Source organism: Janibacter sp. YB324, from assembly GCF_014217915.1.
Classification (GTDB): Bacteria; Actinomycetota; Actinomycetes; order Actinomycetales; family Dermatophilaceae; genus Janibacter; species Janibacter indicus.
In genome coordinates this window covers 2,281,529-2,298,809 of sequence record NZ_CP060120.1, presented here as the reverse complement: position 1 = coordinate 2,298,809, position 17,281 = coordinate 2,281,529, and the positions used below count along the sequence as shown (strand labels likewise).

At 74.0% G+C, this 17,281-nt stretch carries 11 protein-coding genes; 4 read left to right on the top strand and 7 right to left on the bottom strand.

Annotated features, from left to right (window positions below; all coding sequences use genetic code 11):
• Positions 1-65 precede the first annotated feature (65 nt).
• Both H7A72_RS11245 and H7A72_RS11240 read left to right on the top strand, forming a co-directional pair.
• On the top strand, positions 66-4,850 hold the full coding sequence (locus tag H7A72_RS11245; RefSeq protein ID WP_185220575.1) for an NAD-glutamate dehydrogenase: 4,785 nt from the start codon (positions 66-68) through the stop codon (positions 4,848-4,850).
• Between the two features lie 42 nt (positions 4,851-4,892).
• The gene (locus tag H7A72_RS11240) at positions 4,893-6,353 is read left to right on the top strand and encodes a sensor histidine kinase (RefSeq protein ID WP_185220574.1); all 1,461 of its coding nucleotides are present in this window, start codon (positions 4,893-4,895) and stop codon (positions 6,351-6,353) included.
• Positions 6,354-6,427: 74 nt separating this feature from the next.
• Here the strand turns inward: H7A72_RS11240 and H7A72_RS11235 are convergent, their stop codons facing one another.
• Positions 6,428-6,676, bottom strand: a complete 249-nt coding sequence (locus H7A72_RS11235) for a WhiB family transcriptional regulator (protein WP_007925026.1) — start codon at positions 6,674-6,676, stop codon at positions 6,428-6,430.
• Positions 6,677-6,884: 208 nt separating this feature from the next.
• On the opposite strand from H7A72_RS11235, the gene H7A72_RS11230 reads away from it, so the two are divergent.
• Positions 6,885-7,283 (top strand): hypothetical protein, encoded by a 399-nt coding sequence (locus tag H7A72_RS11230; RefSeq protein ID WP_143445465.1) that lies wholly within the window; start codon positions 6,885-6,887, stop codon positions 7,281-7,283.
• Positions 7,283-8,986 carry an amidase gene (locus H7A72_RS11225; protein ID WP_185220573.1) on the top strand — a complete coding sequence of 568 codons (1,704 nt, stop codon included), beginning with the start codon at positions 7,283-7,285 and terminating at the stop codon, positions 8,984-8,986. The genes H7A72_RS11230 and H7A72_RS11225 overlap by 1 nt, the downstream gene beginning before the upstream one ends.
• A gap of 44 nt (positions 8,987-9,030) precedes the next feature.
• Here H7A72_RS11225 and H7A72_RS11220 read toward each other — a convergent pair whose 3' ends face one another.
• From H7A72_RS11220 to H7A72_RS11195, 6 genes are read right to left on the bottom strand one after another with little or no spacing between them, the layout of a single operon-like run.
• Positions 9,031-13,188, bottom strand: coding sequence for an FtsK/SpoIIIE domain-containing protein (locus H7A72_RS11220; RefSeq protein ID WP_185220572.1), 4,158 nt, complete (start codon positions 13,186-13,188; stop codon positions 9,031-9,033).
• Between the two features lie 52 nt (positions 13,189-13,240).
• Positions 13,241-13,837: an energy-coupling factor transporter transmembrane protein EcfT gene (locus H7A72_RS11215; protein WP_185220571.1), complete on the bottom strand. Its 597-nt coding sequence runs from the start codon at positions 13,835-13,837 to the stop codon at positions 13,241-13,243.
• Complete coding sequence (locus H7A72_RS11210; RefSeq protein ID WP_185220570.1) at positions 13,834-14,523, bottom strand: energy-coupling factor ABC transporter ATP-binding protein; 690 nt, start codon at positions 14,521-14,523, stop codon at positions 13,834-13,836. The genes H7A72_RS11215 and H7A72_RS11210 overlap by 4 nt, the downstream gene beginning before the upstream one ends.
• Positions 14,517-15,674, bottom strand: coding sequence for a thiolase family protein (locus H7A72_RS11205; protein WP_185220569.1), 1,158 nt, complete (start codon positions 15,672-15,674; stop codon positions 14,517-14,519). The genes H7A72_RS11210 and H7A72_RS11205 overlap by 7 nt, the downstream gene beginning before the upstream one ends.
• The gene (locus H7A72_RS11200) at positions 15,671-16,648 is read right to left on the bottom strand and encodes an AMP-binding protein (RefSeq protein WP_185220568.1); all 978 of its coding nucleotides are present in this window, start codon (positions 16,646-16,648) and stop codon (positions 15,671-15,673) included. The genes H7A72_RS11205 and H7A72_RS11200 overlap by 4 nt, the downstream gene beginning before the upstream one ends.
• Positions 16,635-17,225 carry a biotin transporter BioY gene (locus tag H7A72_RS11195; protein ID WP_185220567.1) on the bottom strand — a complete coding sequence of 197 codons (591 nt, stop codon included), beginning with the start codon at positions 17,223-17,225 and terminating at the stop codon, positions 16,635-16,637. Before H7A72_RS11195 ends, H7A72_RS11200 begins: the two co-directional genes overlap by 14 nt.
• Positions 17,226-17,281: the final 56 nt, after the last annotated feature.

Genomic DNA, 17,281 nt, shown 5'->3' with positions numbered 1-17,281 from the left:
GGCTCGTCGTGAGCGGGACGACGAGGTCCCGCGACACGTGACGATGCGACCGAGGACGCCCATCCATGGCACAGCTGCCTGCCCGCCCCGCCACCGACCCCGAGGGAGTGCTCGTCGACGCCGCCACCGCGGCCGGTGACGACGCCCCCTTCGTCGAGCGGTACCTGCGACACGTCGACGCGACCGCGCTGCGCGGTCGGTCCGCGGAGGACCTGGTGGCGATGGCCACCAGACACCGGGAGGTGGCCGCCACCCGGGCGCCGGGGCAGACGGTCGTCGACGCCGCCGACGGGGTGCTGCACGTCGTCACCTCGGACCGGCCCTTCCTCGTCGACTCGGTCCTCGGCGAGCTCGGGTCCGCCGGCATCGGGGTCTCGCTGCTCCTCCACCCGCTCTTCGTCGTCCGGCGCGACGCGCAGGGCGAGCTCGTCGAGGTGCTCGACACCGACCCCCGCACGCCCCACACCGACCCCGACCTGCACGACGAGTCGTGGATCCGTCTCGAGCTCGCCGACCGGTGCGACATGGCGCTCGTCCAGGACCGCATCGCCGAGGTCGTCGACGCCGTCGCCGCCGCCGTCGACGACTGGGAGAGCATGCGGGCGACGGTGACCGAGCTCGTGCAGGCCCTCGACGAGGGCCGGGGGGCCGGCAGCCGCGAGTCGCAGACCGCGGCCGCGGAGTTCCTGCGCTGGCTCGTCGACGACCACTTCACCTTCATCGGCTCGCGCGACCACACGGTCGACGGCGACGCGGTCACGGCCGTCCCCGGCAGCGGGTTGGGCGTGCTGCGTGACGACTCGACGGCCGAGGCAATCACGCCGCTCGGCGGCACCAGCGACGAGGGTGAGTGCCTGGCGATCGGCAAGTCGCACGCCGTGCTGCCCGTACACCGCGTGACCCACCCCGACCTCGTCGCCGTGCGCTTCCACGACGCCCAGGGCCGACTCGTCGAGCGCCGCCTCGCCGGGCTCTTCGCGTCGACCGCGTACACCAGCTCGGTGCTGACGATCCCGCTCATCGCCGACAAGGTGCAGCAGATCCTCTCCGACTCCGGGTGGGCCCGCGACAGCCACTCGGGCGCCTTCGCGATGCGCCTGTTCGAGACCTTCCCGCGGGACGAGCTCTTCCAGGCGCCGGTCGACCACCTGCGCCAGGTCGTCACCTCGATCCTGCAGATGGTCCACCGCATCCGCACCGCGACCTTCCTGCGGCTCGACACGGGCGGGCAGTTCGTCTCGGCGATCATCTACCTGCCCCGCGACCGCTACACGACCGCCGTGCGCCAGCGGGTCGAGACCGAGCTGCGCGAGGCGACCGGCGCCGACGAGGTGAGCTTCACCGCGCACGTCTCCGACGAGCCGATGGCGCGGCTCTACTACATCCTGCGCGGCTCGCAGGGCGTCGAGCTGCCGACCGGCGAGGCCCAGGAACGGCTCGAGGCGGCCGTCGCCGACGCCACGCTCACCTGGGAGGAGCGCCTCGTGCGTCGCGCCGACGAGCTCGTCGGCAGCGAGGTCGCCAGTTCGCTCATCGCCCCGTGGGCCGGCGGGTTCCCCGTCGACTACGAGGACGACTTCGACGCCGCCCAGGCCGTGGCCGACCTGAAGAACCTCGCCCTGCTGGGGGAGGGGACCCCCTTCGCCTGCGCGCTCTACGACCCCCGCCGCGGCCACGGCGGCGGCGAGGACCCGCGGGTGCGCCGGATCAAGCTCTTCAGCCTCGACGAGCTGATCCTCGACGACCTCATGCCGATCTTCCGCAACCTCGGCACCCAGGTCATCGAGGAGGAGCCCTACACGCTCACCCGCACCGACGGTGTCACCGCCGGTGTCTACGACATGAGCCTGCGGGTGCCCGACGCGGCCCTGTGGGAGGCGCACACCCACGAGGAGCTGCGCGAGCTCGTCGAGTCGGCGGTCATCGCCGTGCGGGCCGGACGTACCGAGTCCGACGGCTTCAACGCGCTGATCATCCGGGCTGGGCTCACCTGGCGGCAGGTCTCGCTGCTGCGCGCGATCGGGCGCTACCTGCGGCAGGCCGGCGGCACGTGGGGCCAGACGAGCCTCGAGTCCGCGCTCGCCGACAACCACACCATCGCCCGTGACGTCGTCGAGCTCTTCGAGACCCGCTTCGACCCCGACCGCTTCGAGGGGGTGGCCGGCGAGGACCGCGCCGCCGCCGAGGCCGAGGTGACCCAGCGCATCCACGACGCGCTCGAGGAGGTCAGCTCGCTCGAGCACGACCGGATCATCCGGGCCTTCGTCGGGGTCATCGCCGCGACCCTGCGCACGAGCTACTTCGTGCGCGACGCCGAGGGCGAGCCGCTGCCGCGCATCTCGCTGAAGCTCGAGCCGGCACGCGTGCCCGACATGCCCAAGCCGCACCCCGCCTTCGAGATCTGGGTGCACAGCCCGCAGGTCGAGGGCGTCCACCTGCGCTTCGGCGCGGTCGCCCGTGGTGGCCTGCGCTGGAGCGACCGACGCGACGACTTCCGCACCGAGGTCCTCGGGCTCGTCAAGGCCCAGATGGTCAAAAATGCCGTCATCGTGCCGACGGGCAGCAAGGGCGGCTTCTTCGGCAAGCAGCTGCCCGACCCGGGCGTTGACCGAGAGGCGTGGATGGAGGCCGGCCGCTCGGCCTACCGGGCCTTCATCTCCGGCCTGCTCGACGTCACCGACAACCGCGTCGAAGGCGCGATCGTCCCGCCCGAGCGGGTCGTGCGCCACGACGGCGACGACTCCTACCTCGTCGTCGCCGCCGACAAGGGCACGGCGACCTTCTCCGACCTGGCCAACTCCATCGCCCGCGAGTACGGCTTCTGGCTCGACGATGCCTTCGCCTCCGGCGGCTCGGTCGGCTACGACCACAAGGGCATGGGCATCACCGCCCGCGGCGCCTGGGAGTCGGTCAAGCGGCACTTCCGCGAGCTCGGCCACGACACCCAGACCGAGGACTTCACCGTCGTCGGCATCGGTGACATGAGCGGTGACGTCTTCGGCAACGGCATGCTGCTGTCCGAGCACATCCGGCTCGTCGCGGCCTTCAACCACCTGCACGTCTTCATCGACCCGCAGCCCGATGCGGCCGGCTCCTTCGCCGAGCGGCGACGGCTTTTCGACCTGCCCCGCAGCTCCTGGGACGACTACGACCGCTCCCTCATCAGCGAGGGGGGTGGCGTGTGGTCGCGCAGCGCCAAGTCGATCCCCGTGAGCGAGCAGGCCGCAGCCGCCCTCGGCCTCGACGGGGCCACGTCGATGACGCCGACCGAGCTGATCCACCTCATCCTCCAGGCGCCCGTCGACCTGCTGTGGAACGGCGGCATCGGCACCTACGTCAAGGCCGCCGACGAGTCCCACACCGAGGTAGGGGACCGGGCCAACGACGCCATCCGCGTCGACGGCGGTCAGGTGCGTGCCCGGGTCATCGGCGAGGGCGGCAACCTCGGGGCCACCCAGCGTGGCCGGATCGAGGCCGCCGGGGCCGGGGTGCGGGTCAACACCGACGCCGTCGACAACTCCGCCGGCGTCGACACCTCCGACCACGAGGTCAACATCAAGATCCTGCTCGGCGAGGCGATCCGCCGCGGCTCCCTCGACGAGGACGCCCGGGTCGAGCTGCTCGCCTCGATGACCGACGAGGTCGCCGAGCAGGTGCTGCGCGACAACTACGAGCAAAACGTCCTGCTCGGCAACGCTCGGGCCCAGCACGGCGACATGCTCGTCGTCCACGAGCGCCTCATGGAGACCCTCACCGCGCGCGGCGAGCTCGACCGCGAGCTGGAGTTCCTCCCGAGCAGCGCCGAGGTGCACGACCGGCTCGACGCCGGCGAGGGCCTGTCCTCGCCGGAGCTGTCGGTCCTGCTCGCCTACTCCAAGCTGGCGCTCAAGACCGACCTGCTCGACTCCGACCTGCCCGACGACCCGGCGACCGAGCGACAGCTGACGGACTACTTCCCGACGCCGCTGCGCGAGCGCTTCCACGACGAGCTGCGGGCACACCCCCTTCGTCGGGAGATCGTGACGACCGCAGTGGCCAACGACCTGGTCAACCGGGGCGGGATCACCTTCGTCCAGCGGGCGGTCGAGGAGACGAGCGCGACGTCCGCCCAGGTGGCGCGGGCCTTCCTCGTCGCCCGCGAGATCTTCGGTCTCGACGACTACGTCGAGCAGGTCGAGGCACTCGACAACGTCGTGCCGACGCAGGTACAGACCCGGCTCTACCTCGAGCTGCGCCGCCTCATGGACCGGGCGGTGCGGTGGTTCCTCGCCAACCGCGCCGGCCGTCTCGACGTCACCGGCGAGATCGAACGCTTCGCCGAGCCGGTCGCGAGCCTCGCCCCGCAGATCCCCGACCTGCTGCGCGGCTCGCAGGCCGAGCGGCTGGCCCGCAAGACGCAGGACCTCGTCGACGCGGGCGTGCCCACCGACCTGGCCCGGCGGACCGCGACCCTGCTCGACCTGTACTCCGTGCTCGACATCGTCGACATGTCCACCGACACCGGGCGCGAGCTCTTCGACGTCGCCGAGACCTACTACCAGGTCTCCGAGACCTTCGGCATCGACGAGCTGCTCATCATGGTGACGACCCTGCCGCGCGAGGAGCGCTGGGACGCCATGGCCCGGGGGGCGCTGCGGGACGACCTCTACGCGACCCTGCAGTCGCTGACGAGCTCGGTCCTCGAGCGCCACGGCGACGATGCCGCCTCGCGGCTGGCGCAGTGGTCGGCGCAGCACGACGAGGCCGTCGAGCGGGTGCAGACCCAGCTCGCCGGCATCCGACAGCTGACCTCGCCCGGTGTCGCGGCCCTGTCGGTGGCGCTGCGCACGCTTCGCTCGGTCACCCGCTGAGCACCCGGTCCGCCGGTGTCCGCACGTCACTAGGATCGTGACGTGCGGACACTGTCGGACTTCCTGCGGACCACCCCCGGCCTCGAGGCGGCCGACACCGAGTGGCTCCACCTGCTCGTCGAGGACTGGCACCTGCTCGCCGACCTGAGCTTCAGCGACCTCGTCCTCTGGCTGCCGCGCGAAGGGGGCTGGGTCGCCGCCGCGCACACCCGCCCCATGACCGGGCCGATGGTCTTCGTCGAGGACATCGTCGGCCAGGGTGAGGCGGCGGTCTTCGGGGACCTCGTGAGCCGGGCGGTGCGCGACGGGCAGAGCGAGCACGTGCGCGAGCGCGGGCAGGACCTGCTCCACGAGCGGGCTCGCCCGGTGCGTCGCGCCGGTCGCATGATCGGCGTGCTCAGCGTGCACGACCAGCTCGACAGCGGTCGGCCGCAGACGCGCCTCGAGGAGAGCTACGGCCACATGAGCGACGAGCTCTTCCTCATGGTCGCCGAGGGCAGCTGGCCGACGACCGGGTCACCGAGCGGCGCCCGCCGGGGCGCACCCCGCGTCGGTGACGGCGTCATGCGGCTCGACGTCGCGGGTGTCGTGGACTACGCCTCGCCCAATGCGCTCAGCGCGATCCGCAAGCTTGGTCACCAGGGCCCGATCGAGGGCGAGGTGCTGCTCCAGGTGATCAGCGGTGTCGCCGGGCAGCCGGGGCAGCTCGACGAGGGCCTGGCCCTCGTCGCCATGGGTCGGGCCGCGTGGCGCTCCGACCTCGCCGCCAACGGCGCTGCGCTCGCGCTGCGGGCGGTGCCGCTCATGCACGGCCGCGAGCGGCACGGCGCGATCGTCCTCGCGCGCGACGTCTCCGAGCTGCGGCGGCGCGGCGACGAGCTGATGACCAAGGACCAGACGATCCGCGAGATCCACCACCGGGTCAAGAACAACCTGCAGACCGTCGCCGCCCTGCTGCGGATGCAGTCGCGACGGGTGCCCGACAGGGTCGCTCGCACGGCCCTGGACGAGGCGGTCCGTCGGGTCGGGGTGATCGCCATGATCTACGAGGCGCTGAGCACCGGCTTCGCCGAGGCACTGGACTTCGACGACGTCGCGGTGCGCGGTCTGCGCGCGATCGTCGAGGTGGCGCGCACGACGGGGGCGATCGACTCCCGCTTCGCAGGGTCCTTCGGGATGATGCGGGCCGAGGACGCCACGGCCGTCGGGTTGATCCTCAGCGAGCTGATCCAGAACGCCGTGGAGCACGGGGTGCCCGAGGGCGGGACGGTCTCGGTCGAGGCCGAGCGCAGCACCGAGGACGACGTCGACATCCTGCGGGTGACCGTCGTCGACGACGGGGCGGGCCTGCCGACGGGCTTCCGCCCGAGCAAGGCGGGGCTGGGCACCCGGATCGTCACCTCGATGATCCATGACCTCGGCGGTCAGATCCGCTGGGACGACGCGGAGCCGCGGGGGACCCGGGTGCGCTTCAGCGCTCGGCTGCGGCCGGTCGACGGCTGACCGGCACCCGCCGGGACACGACGAAACCGCCCCCGAGCAGGTGCTCGGAGACGGCGGTCAGGTGGGACGAGGTCTCAGCCGGCGCGGCGGGCGCGGGCCTTGCGACGCTTGAGCGCGCGGCGCTCGTCCTCGGAGAGGCCACCCCAGACGCCGGCGTCCTGGCCGGACTCGATGGCCCACTTGAGGCAGGTGTCGACGACCTCGCACCGTCGGCAGACCTTCTTGGCCTCCTCGATCTGGGCGATCGCGGGGCCGGTGTTGCCGATGGGGAAGAAGAGCTCGGGGTCTTCGTCGAGACAGGCTGCGCGGTCGCGCCAATCCATGGGGGTGGTGCTCCTTGTCGTCGGGGAGGTCGTGCACGCTGTGTGTCGCTGGCCGAGGCCGACGTGGAGGTCGAGCCGCCGGGGCGTCCACGACCCAAAACACACATCATTGTTCACGCTACTGCTCCGTATGCCAACAGTCTGGGACGACGGCTTTGTTCCGCCGCGTCGTGTGATGAGTCACGAAGGGTCACCTACGCTGCTGGTCGTGACCCCGAGCAATCCCCCTTCGCACCTCACACCACCCGCCCTTGCCGCCGCGGCGGTGAGCGCCGTCGAGGCACTCCTCCTGCTGGTCACGGCCGGCCTCTACGGCCTCGAGCTGGCCGACGGGCGGGCCGAGGACCCGAGCACGGCGTCGATGTCGATGGTCGTGGCGATCATCTTCGCGATCCTGCTCCTGGCCCTCGCCGGCGCGTGGGCGAAGGGGGCCCGGTGGCCGCGCACCCCGACTCTCGTGTGGAACGTCCTGCTGCTGCCGGCCGCCTGGACCCTCGTGCAGAGCTCTGGCCTGTGGATCGGGCTGGGGCTGGCCGTGGTGGCCCTGGCCGGAGTGGTGGCCGCGCTCCTGTCACCCTCACCGGACCTGCCGGACGGGGTGGCCTGATGGGCATCGACGTCGTCGAGGCGAGCATCGCCTCCCTTCGTGCTGCGCTGGAGTCGGGGGAGACGACGAGCGAGGAGCTGGTCCGCGCCTACCTGGCCCGCATCGAGGCCTACGACTCCGCCGGCCCACGGCTCAACGCCGTCGTCGTGCCCAACCCCGCGGCCCTCGACGATGCCCGCGCCAGCGATGCCCGCCGGGCGAAGGGGGAGACCCTCGGCCCGCTCGACGGCATCCCCTACACGGCCAAGGACTCGTATCTTGCGACGGGGCTCACCTGTGCCAGCGGGTCGCCGGCCTTCGCCGACCTCGTCGCGCAGCGCGATGCCTTCACCATCGAGCGGCTGCGCGGGGCCGGTGCGGTGCTCATCGGCCTGACCAACATGCCGCCGATGGCCAACGGCGGCATGCAGCGCGGGGTCTACGGCCGGGCCGAGAGCCCCTACAACGGCGACTTCCTCACCGCGGCCTTCGGCTCCGGCAGCTCCAACGGCTCGGGCACGGCGACGGCGGCGAGCTTCGCGGCCTTCGGCCTGGGGGAGGAAACCTGGTCCTCCGGGCGGGCACCGGCGAGCAACAACGCGCTGTGCGCCTACACGCCCTCGCGGGGCGTGATCTCGGTGCGGGGCAACTGGCCGCTCGTGCCGTCGATGGACGTCGTCGTGCCGCACGCGCGCACGATGGCCGACCTGCTCGAGGTGCTCGACGTGGTCGTCGCCGACGACCCGGACATCACGGGTGACCTGTGGCGCACCCAGCCGTGGATCGAGGTGCCCGCGGCCTCGCAGGTGCGGCCGGGGTCCTACCCGGCGCTCGCCGCGGACGGCGCGGCGCCGCTGCGCGGGCTGCGGCTCGGCGTGCCGCGGATGTACCTCGGCACCGACGAGGAGGCGGGCACGGGCGTCGGCTTCGGCGGGCCGATCGGCGAGCGGATCGTGCCGCGGCCGAGCTCCATGGAGCTCTTCGCGGCGGCGCGAGCGGACCTCGAGGCGGCGGGGGCGGAGGTCGTCGAGACCGACTTCCCCGTGGTGTCCAACTACGACGGTGATCGTGCCGGTGCGCCGACGATCGCGACGCGCGGCCTGCTCCCGGAGGGCTATCTCGAGGAGGAGATCTGGGAGCAGTCGATGTGGGGGTGGGAGACCTTCCTGCGGGCCAACGGCGACCCCGCGCTGCACCGGCTCGCCGATGTCGACGGCTCGCGGATAGTCCCGCACCCCGAGGGCGCGCTGCCCGACCGCTACGGCGAGCTCGACTTCGACCTCGCTGACTACGTCGCCCGGGCGCGGCAGGCAGGGGTCGTCGAGGACGTCACGACCCTGCCCCTGCTCGAAGGGGGTCTGCGTGGCCTGGAGGAGACGCGCCGCGTCGACCTCGAGGCGTGGATGGACGACCTGGGGCTCGACGCGGTGATCTTCCCGGCGGTGGCCGACGTCGGGCCGGCCGATGCGGATGTGCGTGAGGAGTCGGCCGACCTCGCGTGGCGCAACGGCGTGTGGGTGGCCAACGGCAATCTCGTCCCGCGCCACCTCGGCATCCCGACGGTCACGGTGCCGATGGGCACGATGAGCGACATCGGCATGCCGATCGGGCTGACCTTCGCCGGGCGCGGCTGGGACGACAACCGCCTGCTGACGATCGCCGCGGCCTTCGAGGCGACGGGTCAGCGGCGCACCGAGCCCCCGCGCACGCCGCGGCTGGAGTGAGTCTGCCGGTCTCCGGTTGAGTGGGTTGAGGTATCTCCGACCGTCTATCCGGTCGTGGGCACCTCGACCCGCGGGAGGGCGACCTGCACCTCATCCGCTGCCCCGTCGACGACGAGGTATCCCCGACCGGCCACGCGCGGCAGGGGCGGGACCCGCAGGCCGAGCGCGTCGCCGTCTGACCGGGCCGACGGCTGGAGGAGCAGGCCGGTGCGGGTGCGCGCGAGGTCGGAGACCAGCCCGCGCACCTGGCCGACGGCCGTCTGGGTGGCCGTCGCGCCGATGACCAGCCCGCGGTCGGCGTCGAGACGACGCAGGATCTCCTTGAGCACGTCGGCGACGGCGGCACCCTCGAGCCGGTCGAGGTCGTCGGCGATGACCGCGAGGTCGGGGTGCCTCTGGCGCAGGGCGATCAGCTCGTCCCGGTCGTCCGCGCCGAGGACTGGGCAGTCGAGTCCGTCGGCGATCGCCCCCGACCCGACGACGACGAGCGGCTGCCCGGAAGCGGCCACCTGACGGGCGAGCAGCGATAGGGCCGTCGACCGACCACTGCGCGGCGGTCCGCAGACGAGGAACCGCCGCGCGCCGTCCGCCCGCCACACCACCGGGTCGCGACCGGAACCGCCGAGCCCCAGCGGGATCCGCTCCCGCGCCGCTGCGGGCAGCACGTCGAGCGGCACCGACCCGGGGAGCTCCTCGACGACCCACGGCGGCATGGTCGCTTCGCCCCCTCCAGAGGGGGCAAGTGACGGCAGCGCCACCTGCGCGAGGTCGCCGCCCGGCTGGAGCCGAGCCCGCCCGGGGACGAGCCGGTCCGAGACCTCGGTGCGGGTGAGCCCGGCCAGGGCGGCATCGCCCCGGTCGCTCAGGTGCAGCACGAGGCGGGTGCCGACGAGGGAGGAGACCCGGCCCGACAGCAGCTCGCGGCCACCTGCGACGACGACGCGCAGCCCGAGAGCGACGCCGTCGCGCATGAGCGTCTCGAGAGACTCGGCCGTCTCGCCGAGGTCGAGCGAGCCCCGCGGCCGCGTCACCCGGCCCCAGCCGTCGATCGCCAGGAGCAGGTGCGGCGGGGGCGGCGGACCCCCTTCGCCCTCGTGGGTGGCCCACCATGCGTCGAGGGTCGGGTGACCACTGGCCCGCAGCGCCGCCCGCCGCGTCGAGAGGTCGGACTCGAGACGCTCGAGGAAGCGCCCCACGACCGTCGCTGCCTCCCCGTCGACGATGCTCCCGACGTGCGGCAGGGCGGACAGCCCGGCCAACCGCGCAGACCCGTCACCGACGACCTGCACCTGCAGCCGGTCGGCCGACCACCGGTGCGCGGCGGCGGTGACGAGCGAGGCGAGGGCCGTGGTCCGACCTGAGCCGGGACAGCCGACGAGCATCCAGTGACCGTCGGTGGTCGCCCACTCCAGCCGTGACTGGCGCTGCTGCGCCGGCAGGTCCACGAGGCCGAAGGGAGCCCCCGTCACCTCGTCGTCGGGCAGCCGCGCCGCCTCGATGGTCTCCGGCAGCGGCGGCAGCCAGGGTCGGTGGGGCGCCGGGATGGCCAGCGACTGCGCCACCCGGGTCATCGTGCGGGCGAGGCGCTGCAGGTCGGTCGGCCCGAGGTCGTCGACGACGGGCGGCGCGGGCCAGGCCTCGTCGGGGCGGCGCACGAGCAGCGCCCCGCCGACACCGGCGGCGTGCCCGGCGACCCGGCCAGTCTGGAAGGCGCGCGGCGGACCACCACCGGTGCTCGCCAGGGCCCGGCCGGGGGCAGTCTCGGGGATCTCGGCCGCGTCGGGGCAGCCGATGACGTCGTCGCTGTCGGCGCGGTCGCGCACGCGCAGCGCGATGCGCAGGTTGACGTTGGCCTTGATGTCCGCCGAGACGATGCCGCCGGGGCGCTGGGTCGCGAGCACGAGGTGCACGCCGAGCGAGCGGCCCACGGCGGCGATGCGCATGAGGTGGGCCATGACGTCGGGCTGCTCCTCGGCGAGCATGCGGAACTCGTCGATGACGATCATCAGCCGGGGCAGCGGGTCGCCCCGGTGGTCGTCGATGTCCTTGGCCCCCGACGCGGCGAGGACGTGCTCGCGGCGGGTCAGCTCGGCGTCGAGGCTGGTCAGGGCGCGTTCGGCCGCGGCGGGGTCGAGGTCGGTGAGCATGCCGACTGTGTGCGGCAGCCGAGCGCACTCGGCGAAGGCCGCGCCGCCCTTGTAGTCGACGAGGACGAAGGTCATCTCCTGCGGCGACAGGTGCGCCGCGAGGGAGGCGACCCAGCTCTGGAGGAACTCGGACTTGCCCGACCCGGTCGTGCCGGCGACGAGAGCGTGCGGCCCGTCGCGGCGCAGGTCGATGCGGAAGTCCCCCTCGCCCGCCGCCCCGACGGTGACCTCGAGGTCTACGCCCCGCTCACCTCGCCAGCGCCCGACGACGGCGTCGGCGTCGTCAGGAGAGCGGTCGAGCAGGTCGACGAGCCGCGCGGCGCCGGGCAGGGCCCCGCCCCGCGCGTCGGGGGTGGCGTCACGCAGGGGGGTCAGGGCCGCGGCGAGGCGTCGCGCCCACGCGTCACCCGTGCCGTCGACGACACCGCTCGCCGCCTCCTGGCCGGCGACGAGCAGCCGTACCCGGTCGCCGTCGAGGGCGGCGACGGCCCTGGCCTCGTGCGGCAGCTGGTCGGGGGTGTCGGCGAGGGCGATGACGAGGACGCGGGCGGGACCCCCTTCGCTCATGATCGTGCGCAGACCTGGGTCGGTGCGCCGGTCCCCGACACCGTCGACCACGACGACGTGGGCCACCGGCAGCGGGTCGCCCTCGCGGCGCCGCTCGGGCGCGGTGGTGGCCCGTTCGGCGGCGAGACGGGCCAGGCCGGCGAGCAGCGCGGCCCCGGACTCGCGGTCGGTGGCGATGCGCGCCGACTCGGGCACGTCGTCGTGGGCCCGCAGGTGGACCAGCCCGGCGAAGGGGGACCACCACCCGTCGTCGTCCCCGACGACGCTCACCTGCACGTCGTGGTGCGAGTGGAGCGCGGTGAGCTGGCCGAGCAGGTGCCGAGCGAGCCGGTCGCGGGTGGCCGGCCGGCCGGCGATGCCGAGCACGCCGACCTCGGCGAGGTCGACGGACAGGGGGACGTCGTCGAGCACGGGGTGCTCGCGGGCACCGGCCCGGTGCTCGACCTCGATCATTGCGGGCAGGGCGCCGAGGCCGAGCCGCAGGCACAGGTGCTCGTCGTGCTGGGGACGCCTCTCCCACAGGCGTGCCGAGTCCCCACGGGCCGCATCGAGCAGCGCCGACGCGTCGGGTGCCGACCGCAGGCGGTGGCGTCGTTCGGCGCGCAGCGCGGCGGCGAGCCGCTCACCCGTGGCGGCCCGGTCGCGGACCCACTGGGCGTGGGCCTCACGGTGCTCGCGTCGCGAGGTCGTGCGGTCGGACAGGGTGGAGCCGAGGACGAGCAGCGGTGAGAGCAGGCCGAAGAGCAGCATCCGCGGCCCGAAGAACAGCGCGAGCAGCCCGGCGAAGGGCAGCGGCAGCAGCACCATGAGCCAGGGGATGCGGCGGCGGGCCGATGCGGTCGGCTCGGGTGGGAGCCGGATGGTCGCGGGTGCCGTCGGCTGGGGCAGGTGGGGCGTGGGGTTGACCGCGAGGGTCCCGTCGCCGCTCGGGGTGCGCCTGGCGGGTCGCTGGCGGTGGGCCTCGACGGCGAAGGTCGTGTGCCCGGCGATCACCCGGCTGCCGGAGCGGACGCGGGCGCCGTCGGTGGGCAGCGGCGCCTCGTCGACGGTGGTGCCGTTGGTCGTGCCGAGGTCGCGGACGTGGACGCCGTCGCGGTCGACGGTGAGCTCGACGTGCTCGCGGGAGAGGGCGTCGTCGGCGACCCGCATCGTCGCGGCATCGCCACGGCCGATGGTGTGCCGACCGGGCGTGAGCTCCAAGGTGCGTCCGGCGTCGGGTCCGCTCAGCGACACCAGGCGAAGGGGGGCCCGGCTCGCCTCTGTCGCAGCGGTATCCGTGGCGCCGACGATGAGCTCGGCCCCGTCGAGGAGGGGCGGCAACCCGAGCGGAGCATCGGGCGCGAGGGCCTCGCCGCGGACGGTGGCGGTCGCGGGGGCGTGCCCGGTCGCGGCGAGCAGGTCGCCGAGCGTGTGGTGCGCCTCGGCGCGCACGTCGATCGTCTCGGGCCCCCCGCTGCCGGTGTCGATGATCGTCATCCGCAGCTGCATGACGGCACCGTAGGTCGATCCGGGTCAGCGCCGCCGAGAGTTGTCCACAGGGTCAGTCGTCGAGGCCCCGCGCCGCGAGGGCATCACCCATCGCATCCGCCCGCCGCAGGGCGCCGACGATGAGCGGCACGGCGAAGGCGCGTGGGCTGGCGGCGAGACCCCGCGCGTGCTGGGCCTCGCGCACCCGCCGCCCCAGGTCGATGACCTGGGGCACGGCGCGGATCGCCAGCTGGAGCATCAGGCCCACCCGCTCGGGGTTGACCCCGACCCGCCGCAGCGGGCCGCACACCCGCACGACGACGTCGATGAGGTCGGTGGTGCGGGTCGTCAGCGTCACGAGGTTGGCGAGCAGCACGAGCGCGACGAGCACCCCGACGATGACGACGGCTCGCTGCCACCCCGCCACGACGGTTTGGAAGATCGCCAGCGGCACCATGACGAGCAGCAGCGGCCGCAGCATCTGCAGCAGCACCCGCACGGGCATCCGGGCCACGGCGTAGCCGGCCAGCACGACGAGCAGCGCACCGCCGGTGACCAGCGGCGAGCGGACGAAGGGGGAGGCCACGCCCACGAGCAGGAGCGCGAGGAGCTTCGCCCCGGCCGGCAGCCGATGCAGGAGAGAGTCGCCCTCGCGGTAGAGCCCGATCACCGGTCGTCGTCCATGAGCCGGAGGTAGTGGGCGATCGCGTCGGCGGGCGTGCCGTCGTGCACGAGGCGGCTGCGGTCGAAGACGAGCACCCGGTCGAAGTCCGCGAGCAGGTCGAGGTGGTGGGTCACGAGGACGACCTGCTGGGGCAGACCCCGCACGACCTCGGCGACCCGCCGCGCGTTGCGGATGTCGAGCAGCGTCGTCGGCTCGTCCATGACGAGCAGGTCGGGCTCGGTGACGAGCACGGCCGCCAGGGCGAGCAGCTGCTTCTGCCCGCCGCTCAGCAGGTGCGCCGGGTGGTCGCCGCGACCGGCGAGACCGTGGGCGGCCAGGGCCGCCTCGACCCGGGCGTCGACCTCGGTGCGGGTCAGCCCCCTTCGTCGCAGGCTGAAGGCGACGTCCTCGGCGACGGTCGGCATGACGATCTGCGCGTCGGGGTCGGTGAAGCAGAAGCCGACCCGTCGCCGCACCTCCTTGCCCTGGCGCGCCGTGTCGAGACCGTCGAGCGTCACCGTGCCCTGCTCGGGCACGACGAGCCCGTTGAGCATCCGGGCGAAGGTCGACTTGCCGGACCCGTTGGCCCCGATGACGCCGACCCGCTGCTCGGTCAGCTGCACGGTCACGTCGCGCAGCACCGGCGCGCCGCCGTCGAAGCCGTGCGTCACGTCGCGCACGTCGATCAGCATGCCTGCACCACCATCGCCACTCCCTGCCCGCCGCCGGCGGCGATCGCCGCGAGGCCCAGTCGCCCTTCGAGGCTCCTCCGTCGCACCTCAGGGAGCGAAGAGCCCACCAGCTGGTGGAAGAGCCGCACGACGAGCACGGCCCCGGAGGCTCCCCATGGGTGACCCAGTGCCAGCGCCCCACCCTCGGCACACACGCGAAGGGGGTCGACCCCCAGCTCGTCGCAGCACGCCAGGACCTGCCCGGCGAAGGCCTCGTTGATCTCGATGGCGTCGAGGTCGTCGAGCCCGATCCCGCTGCGCTGCAGGGCGATCCGGGTCGCGGGGACGAGCCCGCGGCCGGGGCGGCTCGGCTCGACGCCGGCCGTCGCTGTGGCGAGGATGCGCAGCCCGGGCACGCCCAGCCGTTCGTGGGTCGCCGCGTCGACGACCGCGACGACGGCGGCGCCGTCGCTGATGCCGCAGGAGTTGCCGGCGGTCACGCTCCCTTCGTCGCGGAAGGCCGGTCGCAGCCGCGCCAGCTTGTCGACCGTGAGCGTCGCCTTGGGCCGGTCGTCGCGGGTCACGCCGGCGACGGCGACGACTTCCGCGTCGAAGGCCCCCGCCTCCCGCGCGGCCACAGCCCGCGCGTGCGACCGGGCCGCGTACTCGTCCTGGCGCTCGCGGGTGACGCCGGCCTCGTGCGCGAGCAGGTCGTTGGCCACGCCCATCTCGGGGTCGTCCCACCCCGCCGGGGCGAAGGGGGCCCGCTCGTAGCGCACCGGGTCGGCACCGTCGACGGGTGGCCAGTGCCGCCACGGGGCCGTGCTCACCGACTCCACGCCGCCGGCGAGCACGGCGCTCGCGCCGCCGCGCACGAGCGAGACGGCGACGTCGATCGCGGCCAGACCGCTCGCGCACTGCCGGTCGACGGTGAGCGCGGGGACGGTGACGGGCAGCCCGGCCGCCAGCGACGCGGAGCGGGCCACGTCACCGCCGGGGCCCATGCAGTTGCCGAGCACGACGTCGCTGACGTCCTCCGGTGCCAGGCCGGAGCGGTCGAGGGTCGCGGCGAGCACGGGTCCGGCGAGCTGGTCGGCGGTGACCCCGGCGAGGGAGCGCCCGGCGGTGCCGATGGCCGAGCGGGCCGCGGCGACGATCACTGGGGCACTCATCGGTCAGCCGCCAGGGCCTCGCGGACGGCATCGCGGTCGACCTTGTCGTGCCGGGTGCGGGGGAGTGCGGGCAGGTGCAGCCAGCGGCGCGGCCGCTGGGCGGGAGCGAGCTGCTCGCGGGCGAGGGAGGTGAGGCGCTGCACGTCACCAGCATCGGTCACGGCTGCGGCGACGACCTCACCGAGGTCGGGGTGCGGCAGCCCGACGACGACCACGTCACCGCGCGCCAGAGGACGCAGCACGCCCTCGATGTCGGCGACCCGCACGGTCGCGCCGGCCGTCGTGATCCCGCCGGCGCGCCCGTGGACGATCACGCGACCGTCGACGACCTCGCCGCGGTCGCCGACGGTGACCCAGCCCCCTTCGCCCCGCAGGTCGTGGCTCGGCTCGAGGTAGCCGGCGCTGACATAGGGGGAGCGGACCCACAGCTCGCCGTCGCGCGCCTGCACGTCGACGCCGGGGAAGGGCCGCAGGTCGCCCGCGTGCTCGCCCCACGCGACGAAGGACAGCTCCGCCGCCCCGTAGTAGTGGTGCAGCCGCCCACCCGCGGCCGCCACCGCGGCGGCGGTCGCCTCGTCGACGCGGTCACCGGCGACGACGAGGCTGCGGCCGGCGAGGTCGGCCCCGTCCGCCAGCAGCCGACGAAGGGAGGTCGGCGTCAGGTGCGCATGGGTCGCCTCGGCGAGGCCCGGGGCGAGGCGCGCGCCGGCCCAGCGGGCGTGGACGGTGGCGAAGAGGTTCATCGTCGCCGTGACCGGGCCGGGCACCCACACCCGGCTCGCGGCGGTGGTGCCGGTGAGCTCGGCGACCGCCCCGAAGGAGTCGGTCCACGACGCCGTCGTCCGCACGACGGTCCGCGGGCGACCGGAGGTGCCTGAGGTCGGCAGGGCGACGAGCCGCCCCTGCCTCTCGGCCTCGACGAAGGCCGCGACCGGGTCCGCCGCCGCCAGGACGTTGACCTCAGACGAGGGCATCCTCGCGGGCCGTGCGCCGGGCGCGGATCAGACCCGGGTAGGCCGCGTGCACCCCCTTCGCGACGACGGCGGCGATGACGGCCTTGGCGAGGTCACCCGGGACGAAGGGGGCCGCGGCGACGAGTGCGGCGCTCACGGACAGGTCCGCGCGCAGGACCATGCCGATGACGCCGAGGAGGTTGAGCAGGAGGACGCCGCCGAGGACGTTGATCCCGATGCCGACCGCGGTGCGGTAGGGCGTGCCCATCGCCTGGGTCATCGCCCCGATCGCCCAGGCCGCGATCGGCCAGCCGATCAGGTAGCCGACGCTCGGCCCGGCGAAGACGCCCAGGCCGCCGCGGCCGCCGGCGAGCAGCGGCAGGCCGAGCGCGACGAGGGCGAGCAGGACGAGGACGGCCAGGACGCCGCGGCGGGCACCGAGGATCGCGCCGGCGAGCATGATGCCCAGCGACTGAGCGGTGATCGGGACGGCATTGCCGAAGGGGGCGATCGCCGGGACCAGCCCGAGGACGGCGATGATGCCGGCGAAGACGGCGACCTGCGCCAGGTCACGGCCGGTGGAGCGCTGGGTGGACACGGTGGGCCTCTCGGTCGGGGTTCGGCGCCGATCATGGCACGGTTCGGGACCGGATT

Bases quoted from the DNA above. Each gene is read 5' to 3' on its own strand.
- H7A72_RS11245 (WP_185220575.1), top strand. From the start codon at position 66: ATGGCACAGCTGCCTGCCCGCCCCGCCACCGACCCCGAGGGAGTGCTC.
- H7A72_RS11235 (WP_007925026.1), bottom strand. From the start codon at position 6,676: ATGGATTGGCGCGACCGCGCAGCCTGTCTCGACGAAGACCCCGAGCTC.
- H7A72_RS11225 (WP_185220573.1), top strand. From the start codon at position 7,283: ATGGGCATCGACGTCGTCGAGGCGAGCATCGCCTCCCTTCGTGCTGCG.
- H7A72_RS11220 (WP_185220572.1), bottom strand. From the start codon at position 13,188: ATGCAGCTGCGGATGACGATCATCGACACCGGCAGCGGGGGGCCCGAG.
- H7A72_RS11210 (WP_185220570.1), bottom strand. From the start codon at position 14,523: ATGCTGATCGACGTGCGCGACGTGACGCACGGCTTCGACGGCGGCGCG.
- H7A72_RS11205 (WP_185220569.1), bottom strand. From the start codon at position 15,674: ATGAGTGCCCCAGTGATCGTCGCCGCGGCCCGCTCGGCCATCGGCACC.
- H7A72_RS11200 (WP_185220568.1), bottom strand. From the start codon at position 16,648: ATGCCCTCGTCTGAGGTCAACGTCCTGGCGGCGGCGGACCCGGTCGCG.